The organism is Streptomyces sp. NPDC001415, assembly GCF_053597395.1.
Genome location: NZ_JBSFIE010000063.1, coordinates 1 through 16,136, shown reverse-complemented (window position 1 = coordinate 16,136; position 16,136 = coordinate 1). Strand labels below are relative to the sequence as shown.

Here is a 16,136-nt window from a genome sequence, read left to right as displayed (position 1 = left end):
CTCGGTGGCCTCATTGCTCCTGCCCCGTTGGGGGTTTTTTTTTTTTTTGTGGGGGGGGGGGGGGGGGGGCCGCCCCCCCCCCCCCCCGCGCCCCCTGTGATTTCACGTCCCGGAAATTCGCTTGGCCAGGGAGCTGAACGCCTGTGAGCGTCGAGAACGTCGTCGGACTGTGCATCGCCGTATCCCTGCTGGGCTATCTGATCGCGGCGCTGATCTTTCCGGACCGGTTCTGAGGGCCCGGGGCCGGTCGACTCGACGGGATCGAGATCCCGTCCGTCCGGGCTCCCGGCCGGGCCAACACGGGGCGGTGTGCGGGCACTTGGGTCAGAGATGCATCAATGTCCGCAGGTCCGCCGCCCTTGCCGAGCCATTTCCGGCGATGATCGGAAGCACACATCGCGCCCCGGCGCCCCCGGTCTTCCCGGGGGCGCCGGGGCGCGCGTATGGCGTGAGGAGGCGTGTGCTGTGGTGGTGGAGCCCGAGATCCCTCCCGGAGGGCAGGAATCCGGCAGGCCGGGTCGGCTGAAGGTCTTTCTCGGGGCCGCCCCCGGGGTGGGCAAGACCTACCGGATGCTGGACGAGGCCCGGCGGCGCGCTGACCGCGGCACCGATGTCGTGGTGGCGTATGTCGAGTGCCACAAGCGCCCGCACACCCTGGCCAAGCTGGCCGACCTGGAGATGTTGCCCCGGGTTCAACGCGCGTACAGGGGCGGCGAGTTCGAGGAGATGGACCTCGACGCCGTGCTGGAGCGCAGGCCCCGCGTGGCGCTCGTCGACGAGTTCGCGCACTCCAATGTGCCGGGCGGGCGCAACGCCAAGCGGTGGCAGGACATCGAGGAACTGCTGGCCGCCGGGATCGACGTCGTGACCGCTGTGAACATCCAGCATCTGGAGTCCCTGAAGGACGTGGTCGAGAAGATCACCAGGGTGCCGCAGCAGGAGAACGTCCCCGACGAGGTGGTGCGGCGCGCCCACGAGATCGAGCTGGTGGACATGCCCGCCCCGGCGCTGCGCCGCCGTATGGCTCACGGCAACATCTACGCCCCCGAGAAGGTGGACGCCGCCCTCGCCAACTACTTCCGGGTCGGAAACCTCACCGCACTGCGGGAGCTGGCGCTGCTGTGGGTGGCGGACAGTGTGGACGATGCGTTGCAGAGGTACCGCTTCGAGCACGGCATCGACCGGGTGTGGGAGACCCGGGAGCGGGTGGTCGTCGCCCTGACCGGCGGGCCCGAAGGCGAGACCCTCATCCGGCGGGCCGCCCGGATTGCCGACCGGTCGGTGGGCGGTGACCTGCTCGCCGTGCACATCGCCCGCAGCGACGGCCTGGCCGGCGGAGCCTCACCGGCCGCCCTCGCCCGGCAGCGGACCCTGGTCGAGAACCTCGGCGGCAGCTACCACTCCGTGGTCGGCGACAGCGTCCCCACCGCGCTCCTCGAATTCGCCCGCGCCGAGAACGCCACCCAGCTCGTCCTCGGCACCAGCAGCCGCGGTCGCCTGGAACGGTTCGTGACCGGGCGCGGCATAGGAGAGACGATCGTCGCGCTGTCCGGGGACATCGACGTCCACATGGTCACCCACGAACGGGCGGGCAGGGGACGGCTGTTGCCCTCCCGCAGGCGAACCCTGTCGACTCGCCGGCTCATCGCGGGACCGGTCGCCGGACTGATCCTGCCGGTGGCCCTCACCTTCCTGCTCGACGGGACACGGGGCACCCTCAACCTCACCAGCGAGGCACTGCTCTTCCTGCTCGCCGTCGTCGCCGTGGCCTGCGTGGGCGGCGTGGTGTCCGCCGTCGTGGCGTCCGCCACCGCGTCGCTGCTCCTGAACTACTGGTTCATCCCGCCCGTCGGCCAGTTCACCCTGACCAGCCTCAACAGCGTCCTCGCGACAGTCGTGTTCGCGGTCGTCGCGGGCACGGTCGCTGCCGTCGTGGACCGCTCCCTGCGGCTCTCGCGCCGCTCGGCCCGCGCAACCGCCGAGGCCGAGACCCTCTCCTCCCTGGCCGGTTCGATCGTCCGGGGCGACCGGGCGCTCTCGGCCCTGCTGGAGCGGACCAGGGAGACCTTCGGCATGGATGCCGCCGAACTCTGCGACGAACCCGTGCCGGACGACGGCTCGGTCGTCCAGGTCCCGGTCGGCGAGCGGGCGCACCTCGTGCTGCGCGGCCGCCCCCTGCCCTCCTCCGAACGCAAGGTCCTGACCGCGTTCGCCGCGCACGTCACCGTCGCCGTCGAGCGGGCCCAACTGGCCGAGGCCGCCGCCGAGATCGAACCGGTCAGGGCCGCCGACCGGATGCGTACGGCTCTGCTCGCCGCGGTCAGCCACGACCTGCGCACCCCGCTCGCCGCCGGATGGGCCGCGATCGCCTCGCTGCGCAGCCGCGACGTCGACTTCAGTGATGAGGACCGCGACGAACTCCTCGCCACCGCCGACGAGTCGATGGCCCGGTTGGGCCGACTCATCGACAACCTCCTCGACATGAGCCGCCTCCAAGCCGGGGCCCTCAACCTGAGCCTGCGGGCCACCGCCCTGGAGGAGGTGCTGCCGATGGCCCTCGACTCACTCCCGCCCGAGTCACCTACGACGGACATCCGGTGCCTGGACACCGTCCCCGCGGTACTGGCCGACCCACCCCTCCTGGAACGGGTAGTCGCCAACCTCCTGAGCAACGCCGCCCGCCACACCCCGCGGGGCGAGACCGTCCTGCTCACCGCGAGCAGCCTCGACGACCGGGTCGAGGTACGCGTCATCGACCGCGGCCCGGGTCTGCCCGCCGAAGACCGCGAGCGCGCGTTCGTGCCGTTCCAGCGGCTGGGCGACACGGATAACACCACCGGCGTGGGGCTCGGCCTCGCTCTCGCTCGCGGCCTCACGGAAGCGATGTCCGGCACGCTCACCCCCGAGGACACCCCGGGCGGCGGCCTGACGATGGTGCTGTCCTTGCCTGCGGCCGGCATGGGGAACTAGCTGGGCGTACCGGGGGATCTTGCGGCGCACGCGGGACTGATTTCGGCAGGCAACCGGGCCCGCGCCCGGATACGTCGAGTCACGCGTCCAGTTGTGCGCGGATGAGGGTGTCGAGGCGCTGCCATGCCGGGGACGAGGCATTGACGGTGCCCTGGATGAGGGCGGGGATCTCCGACGTCGCATCCAGCTCGGGTGGTTCGTGGGGGCCGTAGCGTTCCCGGGTTGCCTCGACGATCCGGCGGGCGAGGTCGTCGATGCGGGGATCGTCGGCGTTGAGGTCATGTGCGCGGTCGTAGTCGAGGAAGAGCTGCCGCAGTGCCGGGTCGGCCAGGGTTTCGGACTGGTCGTGGAACAGCGTGATCGCGTGGTCGGGGTGGGTGGCGAACACAAGGATCCACAGGTCGCGTTGCAGATCCACCCATCGCGGGGTGAATCCCCAGCGGGCCAGACGCTTCAGATGGACGTCGACCTCGGTGGGGAGCGCTGCCAACTGCCCGGTGGCGAGTTGGCGCAGACGGCCCTGCGTGGCCCGCAGGCTCCGGATGCGGTCGGTGAGTTCGTCGTCGATCTCGCGCAGGGCCTGCTGGAACTCCTCGTCGGTCGCCGATCGCAGGTCCCGGATGCGGGCCAGGGGGACGCCGGATTCGGCGAGGGTGCGGATCTTGATCAGGTCGATGGCGTCGTTCGCGCCGTACCGCCGGTAGCCGGACGCATCCCGGTCGGGCTCGGGGAGCAGCCCCTTGTCGTGATAGACGCGGATGGTCTTGACGACACTCCGACGTACCCGGCCAGCTGCCCGATGGTGATCACTGGGCCATCGTGCCACTTGACCCTTCCCCTGGGGCAGGGTTGCAGCATGGCGTCATGGCGAACATGAATGCCGATCGGGACACCCTCCGCGAGCTGGCCGACGAGGGCAACGAGACCGCTCTGGACCGGCTGGCCGATCTGGCCGACGCAGCTGGCGACCGTGGGGAGCTGAGTGAGCTGTTGGACGAAGGGTCCTTGCATGCCGGATTCCTGCTCACTCGGCGCGCGGTCACGGCCGGCGATCTGCGCGAGTTGCAACGGATCGCAGACGCGGGGTACGACGCGGCCGGGAACGAACTGGAGCGACTGCTGAAGGCGCCCGAAGAGGTGGGGCATCAGGACTGAGGAAACCGGGCGGTCGTCCGGCGGCGGGCTCAGGCGGTGCTGCCCGCCCAGGGCACGGCGGCGACAGTGATCGTTGCCGTGCCATCCACCAGTGGCGAATCCAGGCCCACCGACCACGGCCAGCCGTTCGCCACCTGGCGCCTCTGGGCGGTCCTCAAGTCCTAGTGTTTGTCGAGGTTGACGAAGTAACTCACGACGATGAGTACGCCGAGAACGCCCCCGCCGAGGAGGGCTAGGACCGTCCCGATCCCCTTTCCGTCCATCACGCTGCGCACGCTGCCGGCGAGTCCGCCAACAGACATGCAGATGCCGAAGACGAGCGTCTGTGGACTGTGGGGTCTCAGCCAGTGCCGCAGGCTCGGGCGGCGTCGCCCGCGCGTGGGTGGGCCTGCGGAGTGCGTCATTGGTACTTCACCTTTCCCGGTTCTGCCGGGGCGTCCACATGGGTGTCGCCCGGGGTCCTGGGCTGGTTGGGCGAGTAGTAGAAGTCGATCCCTGTCGCGACCACGGAGACCGGCACGCTGAATATCTTCGTCCCGACCTTGCCGATCTTGTTGATGAGCGTAGGGCGATGGTGTTTCCCGTGCACGTCGCCCAGGATGGAACCCTTGGCGAGGCCCTTACTGGCCTCGCCGCCGGCCGCGGAGGGAGAGCCACCGATCGCGCCCTGGACCGCGCCATTGACGTCTCCGTGCAGTGCCGCCTCGACGCCGCCCATCCAGGAGCGGTAACTGAAGAATTCGGCAATGGGCTTGATGGTGCCGCTGCCCCACTTGGCAGGTGGCGTGTAGTCCACCGAATCCGTCTTGGACTGCTGTGCCTGCTGGGCGTCGGTCTTCGCGTCCTTGAGGGAGTCGTAGTACGTGCTGCCGAACTTGTGTTTGTCCTTGGTGAGTTGCGCCAGGCCCCAGGAGCAGGTGGTGTCCGCTTCCGCCACCCGGCCGAGGATCGCGTCGATGCGCCGCTGCAGGGCGTCGAGGTCGTCCTGCGTCACCACCTCCACGGGGTCGCCGTGGGACATGCGGCGGGGCTGGACGCTGCGGGTCAGGGTTCCGCCGGCGAGGATCGTGATGCCGGCGGGCGGGTTCTCGTAGAGGTTCTTGAGGTCGTCCCGGGCCGCCTTGATCTGGTCGTGTGCGGAGCTCAGCAGGTGGGCGATGCTCTCCGCCTCGGTGACCGCGTCGGTGAACTCGTCGGAGACCCGGACCACGAACGGCTTGGTGACGGTGGCGTTTTCGCCCTTCCACTCGGTGCCCTGCGCCAGGCTGCGCATGCTCCCGGCCTCGGTGGCGACCTTCTTCAGCAGGACCGCCATGGCGGCCCAGTCGTCGGCCGCCGACTGGAGCGGTGAGAGTTTGATGTGGAGAAGCTCTTCGAACGTCGGCACAGGCCCGGCCCCCTGCCATTTCCCGGCGTCGCCGCCGTCGTCGATTGCTCCGGAGGGTCCCCGGTTTGCTCAGGAATCCCCGCCAGCGCACCCCTTACCGGGGTCACATGATGGGACCTTCTGCCTTCGGCACATGCGGCACGTCGGAACCCGGAGTGGGCGGTGGCCCGTCCAGGTACTCGGAGATCTTGGAGACCCGCAGCTGCGCGCCGATGAACTGGTCGTCCTGGTTCGACGACGTCACCGAGTAGTCGAGATGGTCGGAGATCTGGGCGCAGGCGTCGAGCAGCACCTGAAGCTGCCCCTGCCAGACCTCACCGGCCTTGGCCAGGGCGGTGCCCGTGCCGAACCCGTCGCCCTCCAGGCTCTTCGCGGCGGCCTTGGTGGCCTGCCGTGCGTGCTTGCCTGCACTCGACAGATGCTGGTGCAGCAGGAAGGCTGCGTGCCCGATCTTCCCCATGTCGTCGTACTTGAGGACCAGGTCCGCACCATCGGGCGACGGCCCGCCGGGATCCATGCCGGGCACACTGTCCAGCCGCACCTGGGCCGTCGCCTTCAGCTCCGCCCACTCCTGATCGAACGACATGCCCGCACACCCCGTTTGGCCGTTGATCAGACGAGCCTACCTACGGGTGATCTCAAGGATCCGTCAAGATGAGACGGCCCACAGGAGGGGCGCATCACAAGGCTTCACAGGGCGCCCAGCCGCATGAAGTCGCTCGGCCCACTCGACGGCGTCCTTCGCGTTGTTGGGGCCAACGGCCGCCCGCTCCCGGCAGCCCGTTTAGCGACGCCGCCGTGCCGCGCGCTCCCGTTCGAGTTCTCCGAGCCGTGCGAACCAGCCGACGACGCCCAGGAGTCCGAAGATCCCGACAGCGAGCGCGCCCAGGCTCATCGCGATCCGCCACCAGTGCAGCAGGCCGCTGACCCCGATGCCGAGGCCGCCGGCGGTGAGCATGCAGAAGAACAACAGCGTGCGCGAGCCCTCCAGATGCCGGCAGAACTCTCCCCAGTACCGCGCCATCAGGCGCCGGGCCCCCGTCCGTGGCACTGCCATACATCCCCCTGCCACCGCTGATCCCGCGAGTTTACTCAGTGGCCCCGACACCCGTACGCCGCCCTGCAGGCAGCCCTCCCACCCGCATGACAGTGGCCAGTGGCTCCGGCAGCGGGCCCTCTGGTCAGGGAGCGGGGCACCCGGCGGCGTCCTGATCCGTTACGCCGAAAGCGTCTCCTCCGCCGTGTTCGCCGTAGCTCTCCTTGCCGGTGGCCAGGTCCGACAAGCCACCTTTTTGTTGCGAGGGGAGCCGGGCGCTCAGCGGCGCCGAGCTCCATCGAGGGTGGCGTGAGCAATTGTCTTGAGCCGGTCATGCAGTTGATCACAGAGAGTGGAGGTTTCGAGGGCCGGAGCCTGGTCGAGGTCTTCTTCTGCCGGACCGACCTCGACCAGGCAGGTCAGTCGTCGATGGCCTGGTAGAGGGTGGTCCAGAAGTCGTGGATGGCCCGTGCCGAGTCCGGGGTGGACATCCCGGTCTGGGTGAGCAGGATGCCGACGACCTGGTTGTGCGGGTCGGCGTAGGTCGTGGTGCCGGCTCCGCCGTCCCAGCCGAACTGGCCGATGGGCGCGTAGTCACCCCGGTAGGTGCGCACCGCCATCCCGAAGCCCCAACCGCCATGCTGTCCCAGGCCGTGCGACAGATGGACGGCGCTGCGGGCCCAGGCTTCTCGGGCGGCGTTCTGCTCGGGCGTGAGGCGGTTGGTGGTCATCAGCTCAACGGCGGGACGGGACAGGATCCGCTCGCTCCCGTGCATTCCGTGGTTGAGCAGCATCCGGAAGTAGGCGTGGTAGTCGTCGGCGGTGGAGTCGAGTCCGCCGCCGCTCGACGGGAATGCCGGAGGCTTGCTGTGGTGTCCCCCCTCGGCCTCGTCCTCCACGTGGAACGCTCCGGTCTGCGGATCGGGGGCGTACAGGGGCGGCAGCCGGTCGATCTTGCCGGCGGGCACGTGGAAACCGGTGTCGGTCATGCCCAGCGGGTCGAAGATGCGCTCGCGCAGGAACGTCTCGAAGGACTGGCCGGTGACCCTGGCCACCAGCACGCCGAGGACGTCGTCGCTGACGTTGTACAGCCACCGCTCGCCAGGCTGGTACATCAGCGGGAGCATGCCCAGGCGGCGCATCCACTCATCCGGCCCCGGTTCGGGCAACAACCAACCGTCCTCCTGGCCGTAGACCCCCTGCTCGAAGAACGCGCTCATCATCGGAGCGCTCCGCGCCGTCATGTCCAGCCCGAGCCCGCAGGTCGAGGTGAGCAGGTCCCGTACGGTGATCGGGCGTCGCGCCGGGACGGTGTCGTCCAGCGGGCCGTCGGCCCGCTTGAGTACCTGCCGGTCGGCGAGTTCGGGTAGCCACGGATCTATCGGGTCGTCCAGCCGCAGCCGGCACTCATCCAGCAGGACCATCGTGGCGGCGACCGCGACGGGCTTGGTCGTCGAGGCCATGCGGAAGATGGTGTCCCGGCGCATCGGCGTGCCACCGTCGTGGTGCATCGTCCCTATTGCCTCGATGTGTGTCTCCTCGCCACAGCTGACCAGGGCGACGAGGCCGGGAATCTTTCCGGACTCGACATGCCGTGCCAGGACCTCGCGCAGTCTGTTGAGTCCGGCCTTGGAGAAGCCGCTGTTGCCTTGTTCCATCATGAATTTCCTTACCTATGGCGTCGATCGTGCGAGACCCGTCCTGGCATGGCGCTCATGGGCTTCCCTCAGCGAACGCGCGGGGGTCGGGTCGAGTTCGGCGTGGCTCAGTCAGCAGCCCCGAGGCCGCATCATTGAACTGTTCATGACATGTGTCATCGCCAACCGTTCTGCTGCGGGCTGTCGCCGACGTGGACGCCGCCGCTGACGCGTGGGGGAAGGAGTCGGCCGGGGCTGGCCCTGTGGCCGCGCAGTCCTGGCAGTGGAGCCGTAGTGCTCGGCCTTGGGCGCGATGTGCTGTATCGCTGTCAGGCCGTTGTGTCTTCTTTTCCGGAGTCTTCGCCGGCAGCGCGCGTGATGTCGTCGCTCAGCTGTTTCCGCGCGCGGGCGGGGACGTAGCCACCCTCCGAGTAGTTCTCGGCGAACGCGCCGACGAACTCCACTGGATGCTCCCCGACGATCTCGCGGATCGGCGTTCCGTCCGCCGCGGCCTGCTCGAAGAGGTCAGCGAGGTCTTCGAACATCGACGCATTGCTGTCTTCGCTGATCGGCACGTAGTGCATCAGGCACCGCTCGATCGCGCCGACTGCTGTGCGGTAGTTCTCGGGAAGCTCCTTGACGCGGGCCTTGTACGTCTTCCAGCGCTTCTTGGGCCCGATCAGCTTCGAGATGAAGCCGCTCTTTTGGACGTCGGACATGGTTACTTGGCCCCTTCGTGGAGCTGGTCCAGTCGTTCCGTGAGGAAGCTCCAGGTCCTCCAGAACTCTTCGAGGTACTCCCGTCCCTCGGCGTTGAGGGAGTGCACCTTGCGTGGCGGCCCCTTCTCGGAGGGCACCTTCTCCACGTCGACGAGACCGCGTTTCTCCATCCTGATCAGCAGCGCGTAGATGGTCCCTTCGGCGATGTCGGAGAAACCCTGCTCCCGCAGCCGTGCCGTGATCTCGTAGCCGTAGGCGGGCCGGCCGGACAGGGACGCGAGGATGATGCCCTCCAACGTGCCTTTGAGCATCTCCGTCAGCAGCTTGGCCATGGGGCACCTCCTTCAGTATTCAGCGACGTTGAGTACCGGTACAAGGTAACGCTGACTACCGGTACTTAGCAAGACGGAATAGTGGAGGTGTGGGCCAGCATCACGAGCGGGGGGTGCAGCAGCATCACTGGTGGGAGAGCGAACCGCGCTGTTGGCGGAGGCCGACGGGCACCTGTCCGTGCATTGCGGCGAAGCCGGTGACGACGGCTGTCGTGCCGGGAGTGTCCGCGGGGCCCTGGGCCGCAGCATCCGAATCGCCGCACGTCGCGACGGGAGGTGCTCAGTCCGCGCCATCGTCACCGGCCATCTCGCCCGCATCCACGACACGGCACAGCTCGCCCGGCGCACCGGGTCCGCCGACGCCGTTGTCGATCACGTCCGCAGTGAGCTCACTGACCTGCCCGCCCTGGACGGCTGCCGATTCGAGTACGGGTCGCTCCTGAGGCATCCGCCGCAGCTGCTGCAGGACGGCGAAGTGACTACGGCACACGGCCGCTGGAGCGTGGAGCGGCGCGGATGGCCGCCGACGGAGACAGAGCTGCGCGTGTTCGGCAATGGGCACTACTTCGGCCGGTACATGCTGCGGCCGGGGCGCGCCGACGTCGTACCGCTGCAGACCCGTCTAGTGGCCGTACCCCTCGCCGACCAGGTGGGCGCGGCGCCGGCCGATGCCGGAGCGGGCCCAGCCCTGGAAGGCTGAAGCCGTTCGGTCGTGGCTGGAAGGCATCGGCGTCAAGTCCGCGTCAATCCGGGGGTCTTGACCGTCAGGGGAGCGTCAACGCGAGCGATCGGTCGAACTCTTGGACGCCATGCTGATCTCCGCACGGGTTCGTACGAGCGGCCCGTGGCGCGAGGTTGGAGGGCGAGTGGCGATCACCGCCGGTGCCGGGCAGCGTCAGGGAGCGGGGGCCCCGACAACGACTGCTGAACCAGACCCCGCGCCGGCCGTTCGTCACGGGGGGATCCCGTCGCCCCGGGCCAGAGGGGGTCCGGGGCAAGGACGGCCGAGGCGACGGTCTCCCATCGCCGTCGCCCGGCTCGTCCGCACCCTGCGGTATCGCTATTGGGAGACCACCCCGGGTCGGCTGCGTCTTGCCCGCATGGTGTGTCTGCTGCTCGGTGCCGGGCTCTTGACTCTGCTGACGGTCACCGCCGCCGGACTCTCCGGAACATGGGATGCGATCCAGCACCGCGACGCGCCCCGCACGGTGGCCGCCACCCACCTGAACCTGGCGCTCAACGACATGGACGCGCAGGCCGCCAACATTCTCCTCTCCAGCGGTGATTCAGGCACGGGCAAGGGGAGGCTCGACGAGTCGTACGCCAACGCCAACCGCATCTACAAGCAAGCGCAGGAGACCATCAGCAGCTCCCTGCGCACCCTTGGCGCCGCTGCCGAAGGGGACAAGGCCACCGAGGACACCGTCGTCGCGCTCACCGACGACTTCGCGCAGTACCAGGAGCTGGTCGGCCGCGCCCTGGAGAACGACGAGCACCCCGACGGCAAGGACCCGGCCCGCGCCGACTACCGACGCGCCACCGACCTGCTCGCGCAACGGCTGCTGCCGCAAGCGCGGCAATTGGTCGACGCCAACGACGCGGTGTACGAGGGCGAGTACGACGCGGCGCACTCCGACCTGATCATCCAGATCACCGCCGAGGCCGTGCTCGGGACGCTGTTGCTCGCCGCGCTCGTCGTGCTGCAGATGCATCTCGCTCGCCGCTTCCGGCGGATCCTCAACCCGGCTCTGCTCGGCGCCACGCTGTGCGCGCTGGTGGCCCTCGTGTGCGGCGGACAGCTCCTGAGCGGCTCCGCCGACCAGTTGAAGATCGCCCGCCATGATTCGTTCGACTCGGTGGTGGCTCTGTCCCGCTCCAGGGCCATCGGCTACGACGCCAACGCCGACGAGAGCCGGTTCCTGCTGGATGCGACGCGCCGGGACGCGTTGGAGAAGTCCTTCCTCGACAAGTCGCAGCAGCTGTACGGGCTGAAGGGCACCACCCTCGCCACATACGACGACAAGCTCGCCACGACCTGGGACGCCTATCAACGCGACCACGCCGACCGGCAGTTCACCGGTGAGTACCGGCGCGAGCTCGACAACATCACCTTCCCCGGCGAGCGGGAGGCCGCCGAGAAGACCGTCGAGGCGTACGCCGTCTACCAGAAGGACGACCGCACCTTCCGGCAACTGATCGCCGAAGGGAAGGTGCAGGAGGCCACGGTCTTCTGCATCGGCTGGGGCTCCGACACCTCCAACGCCCACTTCGGGGCATGGATGAAGGCCCTGGACCAGGTGACCGCCATCAACAGCGCCCACCACGACCAGGCCATCACCACCGGCCGCGACGCCGTCGCCGTCCAGGCACCCGTCGCGGGCGGCGCCCTGCTCCTGGCGGGCCTGCTCCTCGTGCTGGGGCTGCGGCCGAGGCTGGCTGAATTCGACTGAATCGCGGTAGGGGGTGCGGGGGCGATGAGTTGGCCCCGCACCTTGGGCATCATGTCGCCGGGTGCTTCGGGCGCAGGGTGGTCGGCGGCGCCGAGGCCCTTGCTCGGCATCGCGCGGGCGTCCCGTCCGAGGCGCGGGGCCGGCCGGGTCAGGCCGTCCGCAGCGCCCGGTGGGCGGCCACCGCGAAGGCGATGCATCCGACCGGGCAGACCACGGCGACAGCGGCAACGGCGAAGCCCATGACGAATTCCAGACCCGCGGGCCTGCCGTACGCCCGGCCCCGGAACGCCCGCGCCTCACCGGTGAAGACGGGTGCCGCGCCGGGGTTCTCGGCGATGTCGCTGCCGTAGCTGTAGAGGGTCCCCGTACGGGTCGCGCCGTCCAGAGCCCACCGGGCGCCTTGGCACTTGGCGACAGCCTTGCCCACCTTGCTGCTCGTGCGGACGCTGCGGATGTCGCAGGGCCCGGACAGCTCGACGGCCACGGGCGTGCCCAGTGAGTAGGCAAGGCCCCACCCCTTCGGCTGGTTACCGATCCCGGGCATGAAGAAGGCCCCGAGGGCCAAGCCCCCGATCACAAAACAGCCCGCCGCTCGCCCGGCCAGCTTCTCGGCCCGCACTCGCACCACAGTCCCCCTCCGTGCCGATCGTGTGTGTCCCGTCTGGGGGAGTCAGCGGCGGGCGGACAGCTGCCTGCCGCTGACCGCTTGCGAGCGGGCAGTGCCGGTCGCGTAGTGGACGTACTCGCGTTCCAGCCGGAAGCCCGCCGTCCACGCGAGCAGTCGACTGGGGCGGTTGTAGCGGGAGCAGGTCCAGGTGGCGCTCCGGCCCCGGGCCTCGACATCGGCGCACAGCGCCACTACGCAGCTCAGCGCGAGCTGCCGGCGGCGCTGGTCGGGCACGGTGACCACCGCGATGTCCTCGTAGCGGCTGCCCAGGAAATACGTGCAGGCGACCGCGAGGAGGTCGCCGCGGTGGAAGGCGCCCCAGGCGTGGCCGGATTTCGCGAGCCCGGTGGGGCCTCCCCAACTGGCATGGATCCAGCGGGATTCCGGGTCGATGGTGGCCAGGGCGGTCGCGTCCGCGGTGGTGATCCGGCGCACCGTCACCCCGCGCGGCGCGCGCGGTTCGGCGGGCTCCTCACGGCGTACGTACACCATCCGCTCCCAGGGCACGACCCGGTCGAAGGCGGCGCCGAGCGCTGGCAGGAAGCGCACGGGGGCGAGGACGTAGCGGTTGGCGAGGGGAGCGAGGGTGGCCGGGCCGAGTGCGCCGGGGTCGCCGCTCAACAGCACGTGTCCCGCGCAGGCGACGGCCACGGCACGGGGCCGGATGACACGGTCGGCCCACAGGCGGCCGGTCCGGGTGGCCAGGGCATGTTCGGCGAGTGAGGTCGGACCCGCTGTCGCGCGGGGGAACCAGCCGATGTGTGCGGCCAGTTGGGGCAGTGGAAGCTCGATCACGGCAGTTCACCTGATTCGGGGAGCGGGGCTATGGGTGAGGGGCGGACTGTCCGCCGGGCCAGTCCGCCCCTCACCGTGCGTAGGGCTAGTTCGCGGCTTTGCTGCCGTGGTTGGCCTTCTTCTTGCGGCGGTCCTTCTTCTTGCGGGCGCGCTTGGACATGCGGAGTGGCTCCTTCAAGGTGCGTGGTGCGAGGCGCTCTTCAGGCCGTGTGGCCGACGAACTGGGCGGCGAGCTTGTTGAGGCGCTGCACGGAGCGGTTCTCCGTGGCGGCGGGTGCGGGGTCGACACGCTGGTCGCGGTCGTAGTAGGCGCCGTTGACGATTTCGGTGGCCGGGTCGCAGAGGCGTACGACGTGGGCGGCGCCCTCAGCGGCCGGGACGCCTTCGTTCCCGTACAGCGGGCGCAGTTCGGTCTCGCAGATGCCCGGGTGCACGGAGACGGCGGTGACGCGGGGGTCGGCGGCGAAGACCGTGAGGGCGAGCTGTGACTGGGCGTAGGCGGCGAGGCGGGAGTAGCGCTTGGTGCGGTTGGGGTCGCTCCACTGGATGTTGCCCGTGCGGTGCAGGGCGGAGGAGACGTTGACGACGCGGCCGCCCGGGTCGCTGGTGATCGCCGGTTCGAGGAGGCCGGTCAGGAGATAGTGGGAGAGGAAGTTGACCTGGAAGGCGATCTCGTTGCCGTCGGCCGTGATGGTGTGGCGCTCAGGGGCGGCCATGCCGGCGTTGTTGACGAGGACGTCGAGGTGGGGGTGGGTCTCGATAACCCGGTGGGCCATGGCCTCGACCTCGTCTAGGTGGGTGAAGTCGGCTGCTATTGCGCATAGTTGGGCCGTTTTGATGCCGCCGGTGGTGGCGATGAGCGCGTCGACGGCGGCCTGGGCCTCTTCGGCGGTGCGGCCGTGGACGAGAACCGTCGCACCCTGCTGGGCGAGCCTGCGGGCGGTCTCGAAACCGATCCCCGCGGTGGCTCCGGTGACCAGGACGGTGCGGCCGGAAAGCGATGTGGAAGGCAAGGTGAAATCCCGGGTGAAGGCACGACAAGGCCGCGCCCGGAAGTGGGCGAGATGGTCGTGCGGGAACGTGGGAGCGCACATACGCCGTCGCGGCGTGGGACCGGCGACGGCGTACGGCGGCAGGGAGGCGCGGCTCAGGGAGCCGGCAGAGGAACAGCGCGCAGTACCGGGCTACACCGGATTCGGTGGCCGGTCGTCGTGCCGCAGACCGCTGTTCATGCCCTCCATCCAACTGGCCGCCGGGCAGCTGCTCAAGAGAGCGGACCGGTCCCTAACGAGCTTCTGATACCGCCCGGTTCAGGTCGGGGATCGAGGGATTCCGGGGCGGGGGTCCGCTGGGGGCCGGGACGGTCTGGGTGTGACGTGGAGTGGAGGAAGACATCGGGGAATCGATCTTCCGGTGGCTGTTCGGGCCCGCCGGGGCGGGGGAGCCGAACGGTTCGGTTGGTGTCGAGCCTGCCGCGGAAGAGCCGGCTGGAGCCCTGTCGGCGCCGAAGCCCGGCGCCGACAGGGGGGTGAGCGGGCGCGGTGTGGTGCGATGCCGCTGCGGACCACCTCCCTGGGCACGGCTTAGGGGAGCAGTGCCCGCCGGTTGCGGGCAGACCGCTGCGGCTCGCAACCGCGAATGAGCGGCAGAACAGGAACCTAGAGGACGCGTATGCCACGCTCCGGCCGTTATGCGGAGTACTGACGGTTCCCTGACTGCCCCCTGTCGCAGGGTGCAAGGGTTGCTGCTCCTACATACGTCCGGCGGAAGGCTTGAACCGCCCCTCAGGGGCTGGTCGAGTCTGGCCGGGACGCGATGTCCCCGCCGTGGTGCATTGACCCGATTGGCGTAAGGGTCTCCGACATATCCACAGGTGATCAGGTACATGGCGGCACCTGCGTAAGAGTCCCGTCAAGGACTCGACAGTGGCCGTAAGGACGTCGTTAACAGGGCGCGCGGTGGCTGAAAGACGCGGTTTCCTCAGGGCGTCCGTTTCTTTCGAACCTCTTCCAGGAGTTCACGATGGCCGACGTGGCCTTCGCCGTCACCACGATCGCGGTTTTCGCGCTGGTGGCGCTCATCGCCAAGGGGGTGGCAAAGCTGTGACTGCCGAGAACATCGTCGGTCTGATCGTGGCCGTCGCCCTCCTGGGTTACCTCGTCCTCGCCCTCGTCAAGCCGGAGAGGTTCTGAGCACCGACATGTCTCCCGTCTTCGCCGGCGTACTCCAGTTCCTGGCCCTCTTCGCGGCCCTGGCCCTGGCCTATCGCCCCCTCGGCGACTACATGGCCCGGGTCTACTCCTCCGACAAGCACCTGCGTGTCGAGAAGTGGATCTACAAGGCCATCGGCGCCAACCCGTCCACCGAGATGCGCTGGCCCGCCTACCTGCGCGGCGTCCTCGCCTTCTCCGCGGTGAGCGTCCTCTTCCTCTACCTGATGCAGCGCCTTCAGGGCTCACTGCCCGGCTCGCTCGGGTTCGTGTCGATCCCGGCCGACCAGGCGTTCAACACGGCCGCCTCCTTCGTGTCCAACACGAACTGGCAGTCGTACTCGGGCGAGCAGACGATGGGCCACGTCGTGCAGACGGGCGGCCTGGCGGTGCAGAACTTCGTGTCGGCCGCCGTCGGTATCGCGGTCGCGGTGGCTCTCGTGCGGGGGTTTGCCCGGTCGCGTACCGGTGAGCTGGGGAACTTCTGGTCGGACCTGGTGCGCGGCACGGTCCGCATCCTGCTGCCGATCGCCGCACTCGGCGCGGTCGTCCTGGTGGCGTGCGGTGCGATCCAGAACTTCTCCGGGATCCACGAGGTCGGTCAGTTCATGGGCGGCTCGCAGCAGTGGAACGGCGGCGCGGTGGCCTCGCAGGAGGCGATCAAGGAGCTGGGTACGAACGGTGGCGGTTACTTCAACGCCAACTCCGCCCACCCCTTCGAGAACCCCAACGGGTTCACCAACCTCTTCGAGGTCTTCCTGATCCTGGTGATTCCGTT

General features: G+C 69.1%; 20 protein-coding genes. 7 read left to right on the top strand and 13 right to left on the bottom strand.

Going from position 1 to position 16,136, the window contains the following annotated elements:
* The first annotated feature begins 143 nt into the window (after positions 1–143).
* Both kdpF (ACWC2B_RS37375) and ACWC2B_RS37370 read left to right on the top strand, forming a co-directional pair.
* Positions 144–233 (top strand): K(+)-transporting ATPase subunit F, encoded by a 90-nt coding sequence (gene kdpF / locus ACWC2B_RS37375; RefSeq protein ID WP_382802249.1) that lies wholly within the window; start codon positions 144–146, stop codon positions 231–233.
* 232 nt (positions 234–465) lie between these two features.
* Positions 466–2,970 (top strand): ATP-binding protein, encoded by a 2,505-nt coding sequence (locus ACWC2B_RS37370; protein ID WP_450724694.1) that lies wholly within the window; start codon positions 466–468, stop codon positions 2,968–2,970.
* A 79-nt stretch (positions 2,971–3,049) separates the two neighbouring features.
* On the opposite strand, the gene ACWC2B_RS37365 is transcribed toward ACWC2B_RS37370, so the two are convergent.
* The gene (locus ACWC2B_RS37365; protein ID WP_450724692.1) at positions 3,050–3,796 is read right to left on the bottom strand and encodes a MerR family transcriptional regulator; all 747 of its coding nucleotides are present in this window, start codon (positions 3,794–3,796) and stop codon (positions 3,050–3,052) included.
* 38 nt (positions 3,797–3,834) lie between these two features.
* Between ACWC2B_RS37365 and ACWC2B_RS37360 the strand changes: the two genes are divergently transcribed.
* Entirely contained in the window at positions 3,835–4,125 is a 291-nt protein-coding gene (locus ACWC2B_RS37360; protein ID WP_450724690.1) for a hypothetical protein, read from the top strand.
* A gap of 161 nt (positions 4,126–4,286) precedes the next feature.
* Here ACWC2B_RS37360 and ACWC2B_RS37355 read toward each other — a convergent pair whose 3' ends face one another.
* The 8 genes from ACWC2B_RS37355 to ACWC2B_RS37320 form a co-directional block, all read right to left on the bottom strand.
* Complete coding sequence (locus ACWC2B_RS37355; protein ID WP_450724688.1) at positions 4,287–4,427, bottom strand: hypothetical protein; 141 nt, start codon at positions 4,425–4,427, stop codon at positions 4,287–4,289.
* Positions 4,428–4,525: 98 nt separating this feature from the next.
* The gene (locus tag ACWC2B_RS37350; protein ID WP_450724686.1) at positions 4,526–5,512 is read right to left on the bottom strand and encodes a hypothetical protein; all 987 of its coding nucleotides are present in this window, start codon (positions 5,510–5,512) and stop codon (positions 4,526–4,528) included.
* A 103-nt stretch (positions 5,513–5,615) separates the two neighbouring features.
* Entirely contained in the window at positions 5,616–6,098 is a 483-nt protein-coding gene (locus tag ACWC2B_RS37345; RefSeq protein ID WP_450724684.1) for a hypothetical protein, read from the bottom strand.
* 198 nt (positions 6,099–6,296) lie between these two features.
* Positions 6,297–6,569 (bottom strand): hypothetical protein, encoded by a 273-nt coding sequence (locus ACWC2B_RS37340; protein ID WP_450724682.1) that lies wholly within the window; start codon positions 6,567–6,569, stop codon positions 6,297–6,299.
* Between the two features lie 398 nt (positions 6,570–6,967).
* The gene (locus tag ACWC2B_RS37335) at positions 6,968–8,206 is read right to left on the bottom strand and encodes a serine hydrolase domain-containing protein (protein WP_450724697.1); all 1,239 of its coding nucleotides are present in this window, start codon (positions 8,204–8,206) and stop codon (positions 6,968–6,970) included.
* 308 nt (positions 8,207–8,514) lie between these two features.
* Positions 8,515–8,904, bottom strand: coding sequence for a DUF1048 domain-containing protein (locus tag ACWC2B_RS37330; RefSeq protein WP_450724680.1), 390 nt, complete (start codon positions 8,902–8,904; stop codon positions 8,515–8,517).
* 2 nt (positions 8,905–8,906) lie between these two features.
* Positions 8,907–9,236 carry a PadR family transcriptional regulator gene (locus ACWC2B_RS37325; RefSeq protein WP_386108698.1) on the bottom strand — a complete coding sequence of 110 codons (330 nt, stop codon included), beginning with the start codon at positions 9,234–9,236 and terminating at the stop codon, positions 8,907–8,909.
* A 280-nt stretch (positions 9,237–9,516) separates the two neighbouring features.
* Positions 9,517–9,684 carry a hypothetical protein gene (locus tag ACWC2B_RS37320; protein WP_450724678.1) on the bottom strand — a complete coding sequence of 56 codons (168 nt, stop codon included), beginning with the start codon at positions 9,682–9,684 and terminating at the stop codon, positions 9,517–9,519.
* A gap of 27 nt (positions 9,685–9,711) precedes the next feature.
* Here ACWC2B_RS37320 and ACWC2B_RS37315 point away from each other — a divergent pair, with 27 nt between their 5' ends.
* Both ACWC2B_RS37315 and ACWC2B_RS37310 read left to right on the top strand, forming a co-directional pair.
* Positions 9,712–9,936 carry a hypothetical protein gene (locus ACWC2B_RS37315; RefSeq protein WP_450724676.1) on the top strand — a complete coding sequence of 75 codons (225 nt, stop codon included), beginning with the start codon at positions 9,712–9,714 and terminating at the stop codon, positions 9,934–9,936.
* A gap of 430 nt (positions 9,937–10,366) precedes the next feature.
* A complete protein-coding gene (locus ACWC2B_RS37310) occupies positions 10,367–11,686 on the top strand; it encodes a hypothetical protein (protein WP_450724674.1) in 1,320 nt (439 codons plus the stop codon).
* 148 nt (positions 11,687–11,834) lie between these two features.
* Here the strand turns inward: ACWC2B_RS37310 and ACWC2B_RS37305 are convergent, their stop codons facing one another.
* From ACWC2B_RS37305 to ACWC2B_RS37290, 4 genes are all read right to left on the bottom strand, one after another.
* Positions 11,835–12,230 carry a hypothetical protein gene (locus ACWC2B_RS37305; protein WP_450724672.1) on the bottom strand — a complete coding sequence of 132 codons (396 nt, stop codon included), beginning with the start codon at positions 12,228–12,230 and terminating at the stop codon, positions 11,835–11,837.
* 126 nt (positions 12,231–12,356) lie between these two features.
* Complete coding sequence (locus ACWC2B_RS37300; RefSeq protein ID WP_450724670.1) at positions 12,357–13,148, bottom strand: GNAT family N-acetyltransferase; 792 nt, start codon at positions 13,146–13,148, stop codon at positions 12,357–12,359.
* A gap of 85 nt (positions 13,149–13,233) precedes the next feature.
* Positions 13,234–13,308 carry a 50S ribosomal protein bL37 gene (locus ACWC2B_RS37295; protein ID WP_386108761.1) on the bottom strand — a complete coding sequence of 25 codons (75 nt, stop codon included), beginning with the start codon at positions 13,306–13,308 and terminating at the stop codon, positions 13,234–13,236.
* Positions 13,309–13,348: 40 nt separating this feature from the next.
* On the bottom strand, positions 13,349–14,161 hold the full coding sequence (locus ACWC2B_RS37290) for an SDR family NAD(P)-dependent oxidoreductase (RefSeq protein ID WP_450724668.1): 813 nt from the start codon (positions 14,159–14,161) through the stop codon (positions 13,349–13,351).
* 1,089 nt (positions 14,162–15,250) lie between these two features.
* Here ACWC2B_RS37290 and kdpF (ACWC2B_RS37285) point away from each other — a divergent pair.
* Positions 15,251–15,340 carry a K(+)-transporting ATPase subunit F gene (gene kdpF, locus ACWC2B_RS37285; RefSeq protein WP_242330691.1) on the top strand — a complete coding sequence of 30 codons (90 nt, stop codon included), beginning with the start codon at positions 15,251–15,253 and terminating at the stop codon, positions 15,338–15,340.
* Positions 15,341–15,348: 8 nt separating this feature from the next.
* A partial coding sequence (locus ACWC2B_RS37280; protein WP_450724665.1) for a potassium-transporting ATPase subunit KdpA occupies positions 15,349–16,136 on the top strand: 788 nt, incomplete at its 3' end.